At 47.5% G+C, this 18,013-nt stretch carries 12 protein-coding genes and 1 pseudogene; 9 read left to right on the forward strand and 4 right to left on the reverse strand.

From position 1 onward, the window contains the following. The first annotated feature begins 66 nt into the window (after positions 1-66). From MKY92_RS15810 to MKY92_RS15825, 4 genes are all read left to right on the forward strand, one after another. Positions 67-942, forward strand: a complete 876-nt coding sequence (locus MKY92_RS15810; protein WP_339296832.1) for a fumarylacetoacetate hydrolase family protein — start codon at positions 67-69, stop codon at positions 940-942. 21 nt (positions 943-963) lie between these two features. Beyond that, positions 964-2,430 (forward strand): alpha-ketoglutaric semialdehyde dehydrogenase GucD, encoded by a 1,467-nt coding sequence (gene gucD, locus MKY92_RS15815; RefSeq protein WP_339296833.1) that lies wholly within the window; start codon positions 964-966, stop codon positions 2,428-2,430. A gap of 16 nt (positions 2,431-2,446) precedes the next feature. Next, entirely contained in the window at positions 2,447-4,423 is a 1,977-nt protein-coding gene (locus MKY92_RS15820; protein WP_339296834.1) for a YjhG/YagF family D-xylonate dehydratase, read from the forward strand. Positions 4,424-4,484: 61 nt separating this feature from the next. Beyond that, positions 4,485-6,101 carry a glycoside hydrolase family 43 protein gene (locus MKY92_RS15825; RefSeq protein WP_339296835.1) on the forward strand — a complete coding sequence of 539 codons (1,617 nt, stop codon included), beginning with the start codon at positions 4,485-4,487 and terminating at the stop codon, positions 6,099-6,101. A gap of 270 nt (positions 6,102-6,371) precedes the next feature. Here the strand turns inward: MKY92_RS15825 and MKY92_RS15830 are convergent, their stop codons facing one another. Further along, positions 6,372-6,728, reverse strand: coding sequence for a DUF3221 domain-containing protein (locus MKY92_RS15830; RefSeq protein WP_339296836.1), 357 nt, complete (start codon positions 6,726-6,728; stop codon positions 6,372-6,374). A 177-nt stretch (positions 6,729-6,905) separates the two neighbouring features. Here MKY92_RS15830 and MKY92_RS15835 point away from each other — a divergent pair, with 177 nt between their 5' ends. Further along, the gene (locus MKY92_RS15835; protein ID WP_339296837.1) at positions 6,906-7,205 is read left to right on the forward strand and encodes an immunity 53 family protein; all 300 of its coding nucleotides are present in this window, start codon (positions 6,906-6,908) and stop codon (positions 7,203-7,205) included. Between the two features lie 29 nt (positions 7,206-7,234). Continuing rightward, on the forward strand, positions 7,235-8,020 hold the full coding sequence (locus MKY92_RS15840) for a hypothetical protein (RefSeq protein WP_339296838.1): 786 nt from the start codon (positions 7,235-7,237) through the stop codon (positions 8,018-8,020). Positions 8,021-8,130: 110 nt separating this feature from the next. Here MKY92_RS15840 and MKY92_RS15845 read toward each other — a convergent pair. Next, positions 8,131-8,262 (reverse strand): annotated as a pseudogene (locus MKY92_RS15845) (L-serine ammonia-lyase, iron-sulfur-dependent, subunit alpha); the annotation flags it as partial. A gap of 102 nt (positions 8,263-8,364) precedes the next feature. Between MKY92_RS15845 and MKY92_RS15850 the strand changes: the two are divergent. Continuing rightward, positions 8,365-8,769 (forward strand): helix-turn-helix domain-containing protein, encoded by a 405-nt coding sequence (locus MKY92_RS15850; RefSeq protein ID WP_339296839.1) that lies wholly within the window; start codon positions 8,365-8,367, stop codon positions 8,767-8,769. A 90-nt stretch (positions 8,770-8,859) separates the two neighbouring features. On the opposite strand, the gene MKY92_RS15855 is transcribed toward MKY92_RS15850, so the two are convergent. Then, positions 8,860-9,474, reverse strand: coding sequence for a TetR/AcrR family transcriptional regulator (locus MKY92_RS15855; RefSeq protein ID WP_339296840.1), 615 nt, complete (start codon positions 9,472-9,474; stop codon positions 8,860-8,862). A gap of 176 nt (positions 9,475-9,650) precedes the next feature. Here MKY92_RS15855 and MKY92_RS15860 point away from each other — a divergent pair, with 176 nt between their 5' ends. Then, a complete protein-coding gene (locus MKY92_RS15860) occupies positions 9,651-10,388 on the forward strand; it encodes an SDR family NAD(P)-dependent oxidoreductase (RefSeq protein WP_339296841.1) in 738 nt (245 codons plus the stop codon). Between the two features lie 128 nt (positions 10,389-10,516). Here the strand turns inward: MKY92_RS15860 and MKY92_RS15865 are convergent, their stop codons facing one another. Beyond that, positions 10,517-11,389, reverse strand: a complete 873-nt coding sequence (locus MKY92_RS15865) for an AraC family transcriptional regulator (RefSeq protein WP_237175237.1) — start codon at positions 11,387-11,389, stop codon at positions 10,517-10,519. A 208-nt stretch (positions 11,390-11,597) separates the two neighbouring features. On the opposite strand from MKY92_RS15865, the gene MKY92_RS15870 reads away from it, so the two are divergent. Next, complete coding sequence (locus MKY92_RS15870; RefSeq protein WP_339296842.1) at positions 11,598-17,981, forward strand: GDSL-type esterase/lipase family protein; 6,384 nt, start codon at positions 11,598-11,600, stop codon at positions 17,979-17,981. Positions 17,982-18,013 lie beyond the last annotated feature (32 nt).

Consider the following 18,013-nt stretch of genomic DNA (forward strand, 5'->3'; position numbering starts at 1 on the left):
CATGAACCATAGCCGGTGCTATGGTAGTATTATCAACCCGATGGGGAAAAATGGAGGCAAGCTTGAATGAGAATTATTCGATTTCTGGACGGACAACAGAAGTGGCTGGCAGCCGTTACGGATGATGAACAAGCGTATCGTTTGCCACAAGCAGATTTTATGACTTTGATCTATCAAGCAAGAAAGCAGGGAATTTCTCCAGTTCAACTTGTTGAAAGCGCTCTTAAACCATTGAACAAGTTAACTGACGATTGGACTTCCTTGCATCTGATCACTCCATTGGAAGCTCCGGAAGTATGGGCGGCGGGTGTAACTTATCAACGCAGCCGCGAAGCGCGAAATTATGAAGCAACCGAAGGCAAGCTGGATGCAAAAACCTTTTACGATAAAGTTTATGATGCCGAAAGACCGGAGATCTTTTTTAAATCTACAGCAGCCCGCACCGTCGGGCCCAAGGAGGCTGTCACACTTCGCAGCGATTCCAATTGGCAGATCCCGGAGCCTGAGCTGGGGTTGGTGCTTGCCGCGGATGGCAGCATTGTGGGATACATCGTTGGCAATGACATGAGCTGCCGCGATATTGAAGGGGAAAACCCGCTGTATCTGCCGCAAGCAAAAATGTGGCGCAATTCCTGCTCGATAGGTCCATCCATTCGTCTAGCGGAAACGGTGCAGAATCCATATGCGTTCAGCATCGTCTGCGAAATATATCGCGAAAATGAAATCGTTGTAAAAAGCGAGGCAAGCACAAGTGAGTTAAACCGAAAACTCGATGAACTGGTTTCTTTTCTGGCCAGAGATAACGATCTGTTTGACGGTACGGTGTTATTGACAGGCACTAGCATCGTGCCACCTAATGATTTTACACTTGCACCCGGGGACCGCATTGAAATATCCATTAGCGATATCGGGACACTTATTAATCCAGTCATTTCAAACTAATGTACAAGGAGGATGAATGCGATGACCACATTTCAGGTAGAGCAGACATACAGCAATTACATTAACGGAGAATGGGTAAAGGCGACATCCGGGGAAACCGAACCGAGCATCAATCCGGCGAATCGGAAGGAGGTAGTTGGTTACGTACCCACCTCCGGCGTAGAGGATCTGAATCGGGCTGTCGCAGCGGCGAAGCAAGCAGCAAAAGAATGGCGGAGGTTATCGGGTGCGGAACGCGGCAACTATCTATTTCAAGCAGCCAATGTGCTGGAACGCCGGGCCGATGAAGTTGCAGAGGCAATGACCAGGGAAATGGGCAAAACACTCCCAGAAGCCAAAGGAGAGACACTGCGCGGTGTCGCGATCTTAAGGTATTACGCCGGAGAAGGCATGCGAAAAACCGGTGATGTCATTCCATCAACGGATAGCGAAGCGCTGATGTTTACGACCCGCGTACCCCTTGGCGTTGTAGGAGTTATTGCTCCTTGGAATTTCCCGGTTGCCATTCCGATCTGGAAAACGGCTCCGGCCTTGATCTACGGCAATACGGTTGTGTTGAAGCCAGCTCAGGAAACTGCAGTCACCGCAGCTAAAGTAATGGAGTGTTTCGAAGAGGCGGGCATTCCGGCAGGCGTGCTTAATCTGGTATGCGGCAGAGGATCAGTGATTGGATCTGCACTTGCTGAGCATCCGGATGTGGGCGGAATAACGTTCACAGGCTCCAATGAAGTGGGCAAACGGGTCGGCGGCGCAGCACTGGCACGTGGGGCCAAGTATCAACTTGAAATGGGTGGGAAAAACCCGATTATTATCGCGGCTGACGCTGACCTGGATTTGGCTGTGGAAGCCACGATCAGCGGTGGGTTGAAATCGACTGGGCAAAAATGTACGGCCACCAGCAAGGTCATTATTGAACGAAAAGTATACGATGCCTTCAAAGAAAAGCTGCTATCGCAAATCCAGGAAATCCGGCTGGGTGACGGCATGTCTTCTGGAAGCTGGATGGGTCCATGTGCAAGCGAAGGACAGCTCAATACCGTGCTGAGTTATATTCAAAAAGGCCAGGATGAAGGTGCTGTTCTGCTCGCTGGCGGAAAAAGAGGGGACGGTCCGGGACTGGAAGAGGGATTCTATGTGCAGCCTACCGTATTTGAAGGGGTCGAATCCCATATGTCCATCGCCCGGGAAGAAATCTTTGGCCCGGTCCTGGCCTTGATTGCGGTAGATTCCCTGGAGGAAGCGATCGAAGCGGCTAATGATAGCGATTATGGCTTGAGTGCTTCCATCTATACACAGAACGTCGGAGCCATGTTGTCTTTCATCCGGAACATGGATGCAGGACTCGTCAGAATTAATGCAGAAACGGCCGGCGTAGAGCTGCAGGCTCCGTTCGGCGGAATGAAGATGTCAAGTTCACATTCCAGAGAACAGGGGCAAGCGGCTATCGAGTTTTTCACGGCCATCAAAACGGTCTTTGTAAAGTCATAAACTGTGGGAGGCTACCATGTACGAACAGATTACGTCGATTATGGGAGAGACCGCATCCAACTGCTTCGATATCATAGCCCATGCTCCAGGGGCTGCAGGACGTCTGCCTCTAACGGATGATTTGCTGCGGAATGCTCCAAGCGGCGACTTGTTTGGCATGTCCCAGAATGTTGGAATGGGCTGGAAGCCCGGGGATTTGAACGGAAAACAATTTTTGATCTTAAGTACACAAGGTGGCATACGCAATGAGGACGGCAGCCCGGCAGCACTCGGTTACCATACCGGCCATTGGGAGGTCGGCCTGCTGATGAAAGCTGCCGCAGAAGAACTGTCAAGCCGTGGAGGAATCCCGTTTGCCGGATATGTCAGCGATCCGTGTGACGGCAGATCACAGGGGACGACCGGCATGTTTGACTCGCTTCCGTACCGGAACGATGCCGCTATGGTATTTCGCAGACTGATTCGCTCGCTGCCAACTCGTAAAGGCGTGCTTGGTGTCGCCACTTGTGACAAAGGTCTTCCAGCGATGATGCTCGCACTTGCCGGCATGCCGCAATTGCCTGGTGTAATCGTTCCCGGTGGCGTCACACTTCCGCCTACCGATGGAGAGGATGCCGGTAAAATTCAGACCATCGGTGCACGGTACGTCAACGGGGAACTTTCTCTGGAAATGGCGTCCGATTTAGGATGTCGAGCTTGTGCTACACCGGGAGGAGGCTGTCAGTTTCTAGGTACCGCGGCTACGGCCCAGGTTGTAGCAGAGGCACTGGGTATGACAGTGCCACATGCCGCGCTTGCACCTTCCGGGCAGCCCATCTGGTTTGAAATGGCACGCCAATCGTCACGTGCACTCATCCATATGGAGTCACAGGGGATGAGGATGGCAGACATTGTCACCGATGCATCCATTCGCAATGCGATGACCGTTCATGCCGCGTTTGGCGGATCGACCAATCTGCTTCTTCACATACCAGCGATTGCCCATGCCGCCGGTTTAACCGTACCCACGGTACAGGACTGGATACAGGTTAACAAAAATGTTCCAAGGCTGGTTAGTGCCCTGCCAAACGGACCGATCTTTTATCCGACCATACGTGTCTTTCAGGCCGGAGGTGTACCGGAGGTCATGCTCCACCTCAGACAGCTTGGTCTGTTGGATGAGTCTGTACCAACGGTTACAGGTACTTCATTGGGTCAGGTACTGGACTGGTGGGAATCGTCGGAACGCCGTCATCTCATGCGGAAGCAGTTAAAAGAGCAGGACGGCATTGATCCGGACAGTGTCATCATGAGTGTAGAACACGCTCAGCGGCTTGGAATCTCTTCGACTGTAACATTTCCCACCGGAAATATCGCTCCAGAAGGTTCTGTCATCAAATCCACCTCTATTGATCCCGCTGTGCTGGATGAGCATGGCGTATACCGTCATCGTGGCAGAGCAAAGGTGTTTACCACCGAACGTGAGGCAATCCATGCGATTAAGACCGGAGGTATTCTGGCTGGCGACGTTGTTGTGCTTCTCGGGAGAGGTCCGTCAGGAACCGGGATGGAGGAGACGTACCAGCTTACATCTGCGCTTAAACATTTGCCTTTTGGCAAATACGTGTCACTGATTACGGATGCCAGGTTCTCCGGTGTTTCCACCGGAGCGTGTATTGGTCATGTTGGGCCCGAAGCGCTGGCAGGCGGACCGATTGGCAAACTGCGGAACGGAGACCTGATTGACATTGCGGTTGATCGTAACACGCTGGAGGGCAGCATTAACTTTGTCGGAGAAGGAGAGCTGGCGTTTTCGCCGGAAGAAGGTGCTCTCATATTGGCACAAAGGTCCTTCCATCCGGATATGAGGCCTGATGAAGCTTTGCCGGATGATACAAAGCTCTGGGCTGCATTGCAATCGGTCAGCGGTGGGACTTGGAGAGGGAATGTATATGATGTCGAGCGGATCGTGACCGCCCTGGAAGCCGGCAAAAAAGCGTTGGGCTGGTACTGATATCCATCTTTTGTGTATCTGTGTTGTACAGATCATTACTTTCATACCGGAGGTTTCTTCCATGAATAAGATCCAGAAAATGATCACCAATCCCATCCTTCCCGGTTTCCATCCCGATCCGTCCATATGCCGAGCAGCGGAGGATTATTATATCGCTACTTCCACCTTTGAATGGTTCCCTGGTGTACGGATTCACCATTCCCGGGATCTGGTTCATTGGCGGCCAATTGCTTCTCCGCTGACTCGTGTAACGCAGTTGAATATGGAGGGCAACATTAATTCCGGAGGCGTATGGGCACCCTGTCTTAGTTACGACAACGGTGTGTTTTACCTGATTTACACCGATGTCAAAAGCCGGGTAGGCGCTTTTAAAGATACCCACAATTACCTTGTGACAGCAACGGATATCGAGGGCCCTTGGTCCGATCCGGTGTATCTGAACAGCAGCGGTTTTGATCCTTCCCTGTTTCATGATGAAGACGGACGCAAATGGCTGGTCAATATGATCTGGGATCACCGTAAGGGCAACAACCGGTTTTCAGGCATCGTTCTTCAGGAATATTCGGTTCAGGAGCAAAAGCTGGTTGGCCCTGCGGTGAACATATTTAAGGGAACAGCATTAGGACTGACCGAAGCACCACATCTGTACAAACACAAGGGCTATTATTATCTCATTACGGCTGAAGGTGGAACCGGTTATGAGCATGTTGTTACCGTAGCACGTTCACGTACGTTACAAGGCCCTTACGAGGTTGATCCTGCCAATCCGATCCTCACTTCATACGGCAGACCGGATTTAGCTCTGCAAAAGGCAGGCCACGGCAGTCTAGTCGAAACGCATACCGGCGAATGGTACATGGCTCATCTGGTTGGACGACCCGTTCATCACAAATATTGCATTCTTGGACGTGAGACCGCACTTCAGCCGTGTACGTGGAGCGAGGACGGCTGGCTGAGACTTGCGAGCGGTGACCGATATCCGGAGGTTCAGGTGTCTGCACCGAAGATCCCGTCACATCCATTTGAACCGATTGCTGAAATGGATCACTTTGATCAATTTGAGCTTCGGCAGGATTGGAATACACTTCGCATTCCACCCGATTCGACTTGGCTCAGCTTGACGGAACGCCCTGGTTACTTGCGCTTGCACGGCATGGAGTCGATGAGTTCAACGCACAGGCAAAGCATGATCGCACGGAGACTTCAGGCCTTGGAGTGTGAAGCCGAAACGTGTCTGGAATTTGCGCCGGACCATCCCCAGCAAATGGCCGGATTGATTTTGTACTACGATACCCAGGACTATCTCTACTTACGTGTAACTTATCATGAAGAGAGAGGGCTCTGCCTGGGGATTATTCAGTCCAAATACGGGGTATACGACGAACTGCTTGAGGATATTCCGCTAGAGTCGGTGAGCACGCTCCGTTTAAAGGCTGTGGTAGATCAAGATCGCGCCCGCTTTTGTTATGCGTTAAATAGTGATTCATCCTGGAATACAGCAGGCGGGTGGATTGATATCACACATCTGTCCGATGAATCTCCGGAGTATATCCGGTTTACGGGAACCTATATCGGTCTTTGTGTGCAGGATCTTGGCGGAACCCGAAAACATGCCGATTTTGATTACTTTATGTATAAAGAAACAAAGCATGCAGCTGGTGTATTGGAAAACATGTGACGGTCTTTTTGGAAGGAGCAGGGGACAATCCAAAGAGGACCAAATCACATATTTATCCATGTGAAATTAAAAATCATCAGCGGATTTTAATTTTATAAAGGCACATCTTCCATAAATCAGTTGATATGGTTGGGACAATGATGGAAATAGAGGCCCGTCGGATTTAACCGCGCGAAATTTAACTCCGAACTTTTGAACCCAAAATGATAAAAAGTCCTTACGTTCACTTGAAACGATAAGGACTTTTTATCGTTTGGCAATAGAAAGATCTCAGCCTATTTTTTTAATACTCACAACCGTTCTAATGGGTGGCGAGGGTTCTAGTTGGTCAAAGCCAGCAGTGATTCTTACTCTTTGGCCTGTTTCAATTGTTTCATATGTTTCTCTATCGACCAAATAATACGAAGCTTCCTGGTCTTGTGCTAGTTCTATAAAATCCTCAAGATTTCCATTCTCCAGATCTTCCTTACTTATATTTTGTAGTACAAGAAATTTGTACTTGTCATTTTCATCTGTTTTAAATACTACAGTGCCCTCGAAAACTGGATAATTCTCTTTCTCATCCTTGTTAGAACAGCCCGCAAGTATAGTCATACTAATGAAGATAAACAATATTATTTTTTTCATAATAACCTCCTTGATTTGAAATAAAGTTTTCCCCTTGCTTTTAAGTATACCCTACATAAAAAAAGCAAATTATTACTAAAAGGTAATTCATACGAGAAAAGTATGAAACATGGCTTGAGGATTCTTTTAAAGAATAAGTTCCTAGAGTCGAAAAAACAAAAAAAAGAGGTCACGACGATGGATAGCCTAAAATGGATTCAAAGCTGGTATTATGAAAATTGTGACGGCGATTGGGAGCATTCATACGGTGTGCGAATTGATACGGTGGATAATCCTGGTTGGTCTGTCGAAATCGATTTGACGGATACATATTTAGAAGATGTGCCATTTGATTCGATTGAAAAAGAGAGAAATGAACAAGATTGGTTCTACTGTATCGTGAGAGATGGAGTGTTTCAGAGTGCAGGGGGAGCAAAAAATTTAGAAGAGATGCTTAATTGCTTCAAAAATTGGGCTTCGAGTTTGGATAGAAATTAATGATGAACTGACTGAGGATGAGGCCTTGATTGGCTAAATGCCTTTTAGATTTTTTATTTATAAACCATGGAGAGGATCAGATGATGTATCTAAAAGAATTCAATTTAGATTTACCGTATATTGTAGATGATGAAAATATTGAATCTATAATGAAAGAGCAAAATTGCGATCGCAACGAAGCAACAAAATTAGATTATGCATTGAATTGGAAATGGCAAAGACGCTCTTTTAGCTTGGAAACTCGCTGTATTACAGCGATGTATGAACGTCTGTTGGGGAAATACAAAACGAAAGATTGTTGGAAAGTCCTAATAGAATGTGTAGAAAACATTTCGGATGAACGGATTGTTAACGATTCTGGTGTGTGCTCGGTACCGATCCAATTTAGTTTGAATGACTTTAGCGCAAAAAATGAGCTGGAGAAAAAAAAGACTACGCTTCGCCTGCTAATGGAAGGCATAGAGAAACTTGCTCTACGTAATAATTGGGAGGTTGATCCATTTAGGGAGATAGCTTTGCAAATCGAGGAGTTAGATTATGTAAATGAATGGACTTGGAAAAAGGATGTGAAGAGCCCTAATAAGAAGTACTATGCTAAAGTCATTTGCCATCATAATGTAGAAAGCATGGATATATTCCTAACTATTTTACAACGAGATGGTACGCAAATATTTTTAGAGAAGATCATATCAGAACAACCAGATGAACTTGCCTATGCTAAACATCTAGGTAAAATTATATGGGTATCTGATTTTGAAGTTGCTTTATTTAATAAAACAGGCATTAAAAAGCACTCTGCAACCCTGAAATATTAATTATTTGGCCGCTAGAAAACATTGTCCAGCTGGTGTCATGGTCTCTTTTATTATTAGGCATGCTTTTATCTTGAGGTTGCATTCCTCTCGTATAAATGACAGGTCCGTTTTTATTTATGCTGTAAATTCCTTGTGATTTTGCGTCCTGTTGGTGTCTGGGCGAGGCCGCCGGCTGCTGTTTCGCGAAGAGATTCAGGCATGGCTGATCCAACCTCCAGCATGTCCTGCACTACCTCATCCGAACGGCTGCTTACGGTTATCCCTTATGAGTGCTTAGGTGTGTTGTGGAGGTATGACCCTGCGATCGACGCGTTAATGGTCAAGGCAAGAGTAACCATGCCTTTGTGGATTTTACAGAGGATTATTGGCAGAAGTCTGGGGAGATCGGAATCGTTCCTTCAACCTCCATCGTGGTGGGACTGCTGGAGTTTGAGGAGTGGACGGGATACCAGGAAGCGGACAAGGCGCTTGCATACCAGAAGACAAGAAGAGAACAGGGGACGATCCGATATACGGATATCGGTATTAACCGGTTGTTTATCCGGCAACCGGCTGAGGATTTGAATGCGTTTATGGCAGAAGTATTCACTTCGGCCTGCAAAGGGCAGACCGGTGGGTTAGAAGAAACACTGATGACGTATATGGCGTGTGGAGGTTATGCAGTCCAAGCTGCGGCAGCACTTCATATTCATATCAATGCTTTGTATCAGCGTAGCATAAAATCGAAGAGATTCTGGGCATGTCCCTGAGTAATCAGGAGCATCTGCTCCATCGCTACAGGCCTGTTATCTAAGGCAGACATATCATTCATCGTGATGTTCAAATCAACTTACTCGAGATCACGCCTCAAACTTGTCACCGACATAATGAAAAGAGTGAATATGCGTTTTGGTGAGTTCAATTACGTTTTTGATAAATGCCTCGCGTGATTCATGATATCCACTTAATATCCAATTGTTCAACAGTCCAAAAAAACCGTAGGCGGTATAGTATTTGAAATAATCCATATTAACTGGGGAGTTGTTGATCGTCTCAAAGACAAATTGCTCCTGATAGATTTTGAGTATGGTTTGTGGAAAGCCTGTATGTAGACCGGGTAACGTATCATCGTATTGAATCAGTTCGAAGAAGTCACGGTGCTCGTAGATATAATCCACGATTTGAAAAGATTCGGCATCCAGCTTGTTGGTTGAAACCTTTTGACCGTGCCAATAGGGTTTGCCTACTGCGCCCCTCAATCCTTCGAGTGTCATAGTCAACAACTCTTCGGCGAGAATATATTTATCCTGGTAGTGTAAATAAAACGTGCTGCGATTATAACCCGCCTGATCAACGATGTCTTTGACAGAAACACCATGGAATCCTTTTTTCTTAATGAGCTGAATCAGAGCGGTTTTTAGGTGCTCCTTGGTTCGATTACGATGTTGAGATGTCACAGTAAGTTCATTATTCATTCAAAAAAACTCCTATAAATATAGACATAGTTTTATAAAGTGTCTACGAGGTAGACACTTGGTCACATCTTAATGATTGGATTGTTACAATTTTAAGCATAGAATTAGTTTTGTAAACATCATATAGCACTATTTATATAGGCGCTATTCAAAATATTATACTGGGGGATTTATTCATGGGCAAACTTCAAGATAAAGTTGCAGTCATCACAGGAGGAGCATCCGGGATTGGTGCAGCGACAGCTCGCTTATTCGTTTCCGAAGGAGCTAAAGTGGTCTTAGTGGATCTGAATGAAGAAAAAGGCAAGGCGTTTGAGCAGGAACTGAAAGCGCTTAAAGCAGAGGCTCTCTTTATTAAAGCAAACATAACAAGTGAAGAAGAGGTTTCTGAGATTTTCAAACAAACCGTAGAAACATTTGGTCAAGTGGATATCGTGTTCAACAATGCGGGAATCGGGCGTGTTCATCCGACACATGAGCTTGATTATGCCGAATGGCGCAATACGGTCAATGTTGATCTGGACGGCGTATTCTTGGTTGCACGTGAATCGATTCGCGAAATGCTCAAAATTGATGGAGGTACAATCGTCAACACGGCTTCCATGTACGGATGGGTTGGTTCACCTGGTTCGGCAGCCTACAATGCAGCTAAAGGTGGCGTTGTGAACCTGACGCGTTCGCTCGCGCTGGAGTATGCTGAGCAGAATATTCGGGTGAACTCCCTTTGCCCTGGCTTCATCGATACACCGATTATCCCGGAAGAGAGCAAACAAGCACTTTCTGCGGCAACACCAATGAAACGTCTGGGTCAAGCAGAAGAGATGGCGAAAGCCGTTCTGTTCCTAGCTAGTGACGATTCTTCATATATGACAGGAAATAGTCTGATCATAGACGGAGGATACACCGCTCAATAAGTGCAGCAATCATCGAAGCACACAAAGAACATAGTTCCATTAAAAGTCGCTATTCTAGCGGCTTTTTTTATTATATTGGTATAAGAGCTGTTCCCAAGCCAAGGACAACTAGCAAACAGCAAGTTTAGCTACTCATAATAGATGGCCTCATAAGGAAACTCTAACTTATTCAAGCGGTATTCTTTGGGCGACATGGACATATATTGCCGGAAAACTTTGCCGAAATAGCTGGGACTCTCAAAACCGCATTGTTGACCAATTTGGGAAATCGGAAGTTCCGTTGTACGGAGTAGTCGAACTGCAACCTCAATGCGTCTGTCTTTCAGATAGGCTAGCGGTGATGTTTTCTCCGATTTCTGAAACAATCTGCACAAGTAGTGTTTATTGATATCGCAATGGCTGGCTAGAAGATCCAACGTTAATGGAGATGCATAATTCTCTCGGATGAACTTTTTGCATTTCTCAATCGTTGTTATGGATAGGGCACCGATATCCTTCTCCGCATCCCGACTCGTCTGTACCAGGATAAGCAACCACCGATAGACTTGCATGGACAAGCGATACTTGTCCGTAACTTTCTCTTGATGAATCAAATGGATAATTTGCCATAACTCTTGAATCAAGGGAGAGTCCGCGTTTCGTCGAATGACATGTCCCTCATTATCATGCATCATATCCCAGATTCGGTTAGCTTCATCCCCGCGAATGTTGATCCATATAAATTCCCATGGTTCGTTGTTCTCTTGTTTATAGTAATAGCAATGTTCTCCAGAGATTTTAACAAGTAGGGCATGTCCCTTTGGTAAAGGAATCGTTTGATTTTCAATATCCAGATAACCCTGACCATTAAGCGTGTATTGAAAAACGACGTGTCCCGGGTCCGGTCTATCATCACTTGGACAACGATATTCCTCGCTAGAAACGATCTGCCATCCAATAGAGTCCAGTGTCATGATTGATGTATCGTCATTACGAAAAGCATAAGAGACCGTATGAACCATCGTTTCATCTCCTTCCTAAAAAAGTCAATTATCTTATATAATACGTCACATTTTTTAGATTGTCTGTCTTTTTTTAGACCTGTAAGATAAATGTAAGCGGTAACATATAAAGGAGGTGGCTATAAATTGTGTTCAAATGACAACAATCTGGGCAGGGTCGAACTGATGATTCTAAAAATGAATTTTTAGATAAGGGGGAGTTAATCGAATGATCCGAAGAACTGTTTCCATCCAGAAATCGATGTTTGTCTCTTTTTTAGCACTCCTTATGGTTATTTCACTGGCTGTTCCTCCGGCGCCGATACGTGCAGAGTCATCAAGCAGTCTGCCGGGTCGCCAAGGAGAGTATCTTAACCGGGGGTTGGTTGCGGTTCTTGTAGACAACGGCGTTTTTTTAAGCTGGAGGTATTTAAACAACGATCCAGATGATATCGCTTTCAACATATACAAAAACGGAACCAAAGTGAACGCATCGCCCATAAGTGATGTGACGAACTATGTAGACACCACTGGTTTCGACAGCTCGCAATATCAGATCTCCACCGTTATTGCAGGCAAAGAGCAGATGCAGCCGGAGGTTGTATCGGTCTGGCATAACGATTATCTCCCTATTCCGCTCGATAAACCGGCCGATGGCCGAACTAAGGACGGCGGAACATACTCCTATTATGCAGGAGATGCTTCCGTAGCTGACTTGGACGGGGATGGCGAGTATGAAATTGTCTTCCTGTGGAGTCCAAGCAATTCCAAGGACAATTCGCAGGCGGGTTATACGGGGAATGTCTATATCGATGCCATCAAACTGGATGGCACAAAGCTGTGGAGGATTGACCTGGGAGTCAACATCCGCGCCGGAGCGCACTATACGCAATTAATGGTGTATGATCTCGATGGCAATGGAAAGGCTGAGGTTGTTGTCAAGACGGCGGACGGCACAAAGGACGGCCAAGACACGGTCATTGGTGACGGCACGAAGGATTATCGCAACGACGGCGGATACATACTTTCAGGTCCAGAATATCTCACGCTGTTTAACGGTGAGACTGGCGCGGCTGTATCCACTGTGAATTATGATCCGCCAAGAGGCAACGTCAGTGACTGGGGTGACGGCTATGGCAACCGTGTAGACCGTTTCCTTGGCGGCATCGCTTATCTGGACGGTACGAAGCCAAGTGTCGTGATGAGCCGGGGTTATTATACCCGCACAGTGCTTGTTGCTTATGATTATGTTGGCGGGGAACTCGTCAAGCGCTGGACGTTCGACACGAATGAAGCAGGATCACAATATCAATCACAGGGCAACCACAATCTAAGTGTGCTGGATGTCGACAAGGACGGCAAGGACGAAATTATGTTTGGCGCCTTAGCCATTGACGATGACGGCAGCTTGATGTACAGCACCGGACTCGGCCACGGTGACGCCATGCACGCCGGCCAGCTCGATCCGAACCGGGAGGGCTATCAGGTCGTAAGTGTGCACGAGCATTCCGATGCGGCATACGGGCTGGAGATGCGCGATGCGGCAACAGGTGAAATCCTCTGGGGTGAGAAAACAGGTTTTGACACCGGTCGCGGGATGTCGGCGGACATTGATCCGAACTATCCGGGTTACGAATCATGGGCCACGACCGTTACCAATGGGCAAAGTGTACCTGTAACCAATACCTATTCAGCAGCCGGAGAGGCTATCTACACTGTGGACGAAGGGCCCAAAACCGCCAATTTCGCCATCTGGTGGGATGGAGATCTTCAGCGGGAGCTGTTGGACCATGAGTGGGATAATAGCACAGCCAAAGGAATTCCGCTCATCTATAAGTGGGATTACCAAAACAAAAAGCTGAATGAGATCTTCCGGGCAACCGGTACGTTAACGAACAACCATACCAAAGGCAATCCGGCACTCCAGGCGGACATTCTGGGCGACTGGCGTGAGGAGCTTCTGCTGCGGAGCGAAGATAGTTCGGAGTATCGTCTCTACACGACGACCATTCCTTCAGACTACCGCATCCCTACGCTGATGCAGGACCCTGTGTATCGACTTGGCGTAGCCTGGCAAAATGTATCCTACAACCAGCCGCCTCATACCGGCTTTTATCTTGGAGCGGAAGCTACATCATTCCCTAAAGCCGATCTGGCGCTGACTCGCGAAGCTGAAATGCTGGAGCCGGTCTACCGCTTTAATTTCGGTACAGAGACTGCGTCGGGAAGTACAAACATACAGGATACGCTCTACACACAAGATCCGGGATACGGCTTCAAGGATACAAGTGGTGTTACGGTAGGGGCAAACCAGGTTTCGGCCGCGGCAGGCACGACATTTGCCGTTGATCTGCCCAATGCGAACTATAAGGTGACGCTGCGATTGGGCAATGATGCGAATGACTCAAATGTTGGAGTCAAATCTGAATTCGTTCAGAAGCTCGCCGTAACCAATGTGACAGCAGGAGCACCGTTGGAGTATTCCTATGATGTTGCAATAGTGGATGGACAGCTCGATCTTCTCTTCACAGGGACAGCCATAGACATTCAAGATGTCATCATCGAGAAGTATGCAGAGAAAGCGGCTGGTGCGGCAACAACGATCTATATGGCTGGTGATTCAACCATGCAATCGTACAGTGAAATGCAGGCTCCTCAAGAGGGATGGGGCCAGCAGTTCGGACGTTATTTCTCCAATGGGGCAGTCATTGTGAACGATGCGATCGGCGGCCGAAGCAGCAAATCGTTTATGGTAGACGGTCGTCTGGATACCATCCTGCAGCGAATTAAGCCGGGGGACTTCTTCTTCATTTCCTTTGGTCATAACGACGCCAGTGCAGGGATACCGGACCGTTACGCGTCACCGGAGGACTATAAGATCTACTTAGCTCGTTATGTAAACGGTGCCAAACAGCGGGGCGCTACACCGGTATTGCTCACTCCGGTTGGGCGCAGAGATTTTAATACGGTGACTCAGGAATTCAATGTCAGCTTCCCGGCATACGTGCAGTCTGCCAAAGAAGTGGCGGAGGAGCTAGATGTGCCACTTATTGATCTCAGCAAATTAAGCATTGCGTACTACGACAAAATTGGTAATACAGCTACGGAGAAAGTGTTCCTCTATGCTAATCCGGGTGAATATCCAAAATACCCGAATGGGATCAACGATAATACGCATTTCAGCAGCTATGGTGCACAGAAAATTGCCGGACTCGTTGCTGGTGCGGTCAAAGACATGGAGCTGAGCATTTCGTCGCTGGTCATCGACCCGGATATTTCCGAACCCGAGCCAGAGCCGGAAATCCAACTATATGAGGAGGATTTTGAAGGCGACGCTGCCGGTTACCAGTATGCGATGGTCAATGCCACGGGTATTGGAGGAACCATGACGGGGACCGTTGTTGAACAGTCCGGAAATAAGGTCCTGTCCGTCGCGGGGTCAGGTTCAGGCAATCGGGCCAAAGTATTCCGTCTGTTTGATGCCGTAAACGGCGATCAGGTGAACGTGAACTTTGACTGGCAATCCGGTAATGTGAGTGCCTATCCATCAGAAGGTCATCTCACGATTCAGGATTCGAACGAAAATGCCCTGTTCACGCTGTATACCAAAACCGGAAGCACCAAAATTCATTATTTTGTCGGTGCATATAATCCGGACTATGGCACAGGGGATACAGCCATACCCGAAGGGGGAACGGCTACAGATATTACCAAGAACCAGTGGGTCAATGTGGATGCAACCGTTAATTTTGCCGAGAAAACATTGGATCTGACATTAACGAACCTGGCCGATCCGACAGTTACCCAAACGATTGCAGATATCTCGCTGAGTTCCAGCGCATATGCGGACAACGTCAGATCCATGCGATTCCTGGGAACGAGAAAAGGCGGTGGAGGTACGCTGAACTGGACTACCCAGATCGACAACGTGCGAATTGAAGGCACACAGCTCACTTCGGAGGGCGGCGATCAGACGGCCTTAATCGCTCTGTACGATGAGATCAAAGCACTGAATCTGTCGGATTATACAGATGCATCGAAGGCCGTGGTGAACCGGGCTTTGGCAGCTGCGGAAGCTATATTCAATACGGAAGCCACGCAGGCTCAAGTTGACCATGCGTTTAACATGTTAACTGTTGCGAAGGAGTCATTAACAAGTGAACCGAGCGAAGAGATAAGCGAATACAAATTTGACTTTGGTGCCGGCAGCGCAGCCGACGGATACATCAAGGTAGATGCCAAAAGAGCGTACATTGAAGGCAACGGATACGGTTTTGCCGATACTGCACTCACCAAAGATGAGAACCGGGAAACCGGAGATTTGCTCAAGGAAGATTTCACACGAGTAAACGGTACCTCTTTCCTGGCGGAGATGGAACCGGCCAATTACCGGGTAACGATGACCATCGGGGATGCGGAGGAATTGACCAGCGCAAATGTCGTTGCAGAACAGATGACAAAGCTGCCGCTTACAAGCATTGCCAAGGGCGAATTCAAAGAAATCACGTATGACATTGCCCTGATCGATGGGGTCTTTAACTTCAATTTCACCGGAAATGCACCGAAGATCAATGCGCTGAAGCTGGAGCGTCTGCCAGATCACAGTGCAAGCAATAAACCTGTTATTTATTTGGCCAGCGATTCCACTGTGGCCAATTACGCGGAGAACTACCGTCCGCAAGCGGGCTGGGGAGAAACGTTAGGTGGATTTTTTGATCCAAATGAAGTCAGTATTGATAACCGGGCAGTTGGAGGTTTGAGCAGCAAAACCTTCCTGGTCGGTGGATATCTCAACGATATTTTACTCGACATTCAAGAAGGCGATTATCTGTTCATGCAGTGGTCTCATAATGATTCCACGCCGTCCCGTCCAGAGCGTTATCTCACGCCCGAGCAGTTCAAGGTATATTTGAAAGAATACATTAACGGCGCTCTGCAGAGAGGTGCGATTCCAGTTCTGGTCACGCCAGTGAATCGTCGTGATTTTACCGGAGAAGTGCTGAACAAAAGCTTCCCGGAATACGTACAGGCGATGAAAGAAACGGCGCAGGAAACGGAAACGCTTATCATTGATCTGAACCAAGCCAGTTGGGAGCATTTCCAAGAGCTTGGCACAGAAGGAACCAAATCGATATTCATGTGGGTAGGCTCAACCGAGGACAATACACATTTGCAAATGAACGGTGCAATCAAGGTATCTGAACTCGTGGCACGCCTTGTGAAGGAATTGAATATTCCGCTATCTGATTTGGTTACGTTGGAAGGGGAAACTCCGGAGCAGGAAGCGCCGCATACTACGGCAACTGTGGAAGGAGAATTGCAGAACGGCTGGTATACTTCTCCGGCACAAGTAACCTTCACAGCAACCGATGAAGATTCCGAAATCGAAGGGACCTATTATCAAATCAATGGTGGTGAAACGGTGAGTGGCACACAGTTGACTCTAACTGAAGAAGGTACACATACCATCACCTACTGGAGTGTCGATGTTGACGGTAACAAAGAGAGTGAACAGTCTTTGTCCATATCCATTGATCTCGTACCTCCAACCATTGAAATTCATGGTCAAACCGAGTACACCATTGATCAGCATGTGGAAATTGGATATACAGCCTCCGATTCGGTATCCGGAGTGGAAGAACCGGAGGGTGTGCTTCTCGACACTCCTGCGTATACACTGGAACCCGGCCTGAACCAGGTTACGGCAACGGTCTCCGATCTGGCTGGCTGGGAACAGACGGTAGAATATCATTTTGGCGTTATTGCTACATTCGACAGCCTGATTAATCTGACCAACGCCTTTGCTGATGAATCGATCGATCCTAATGCTAGTGTTCTATCTGATCAACTCATAAACACGTTACAGCAGGCCAAACAGGCAGCAAACAATCGTGAAGGAGCAAAAGCGCGTCAATTGCTTGCATCCTACGGTAATGAAGTTCAAGCAGCTAGAGGAACCGTATTTACGGATGAGCAGGCAAGTGTGCTGATTAAGTGGGAGGAATGGCTCCATCAGGGAACGCCACTAGCAAACGGAGCCCCTGGCACTCCGGTGTTATCTGATAATAATGGTTACGACACAGGGCTCAAAGACGGAGACTTTACAATCACGATGAATCTGTGGTGGGGGAATAACGGCAATCAGTTCAAGCTGTATGAGAATGGTGTATTGATTAAAGAAATTTCTCTGGTCGATCAATCCCCGTCCGCCCAGTCTGTTCAAGTGGATATTACTGGACAGAAAAATGGTACCTATATCTATACTGGAGAATTGATCAATGCACTGGGTTCAACCATGAGTGTTCCACTGACAGTCATCGTCACAGATGCTTCCCCAGGGCAAGCGGTTCTGTCGAATGACAACTGGGACGGTGACGGCAACTATAATGTCACCATGAATCTGTGGTGGGGAATAAACGCAACCGAATATGAACTTTACGAAAATGGTGTATTGATCGACACACAATCGCTTCAATCCAATACGCCTAGTGCACAGTCTGCAGTTACCGCAATCTCTGGAAGGGCACCTGGAATCTTCGAGTATGAAGCGGTACTTCGCAATCCCTCAGGGGAAACCAGATCACACAAATTAAATGTGACGGTACGAGAGTAGACTGAAATGTTTGAGCATTCCATGAACAAGAA

Origin of the sequence: Paenibacillus sp. FSL R5-0623 (assembly GCF_037974265.1) — a bacterium.
Lineage (GTDB): Bacteria > Bacillota > Bacilli > Paenibacillales > Paenibacillaceae > Paenibacillus.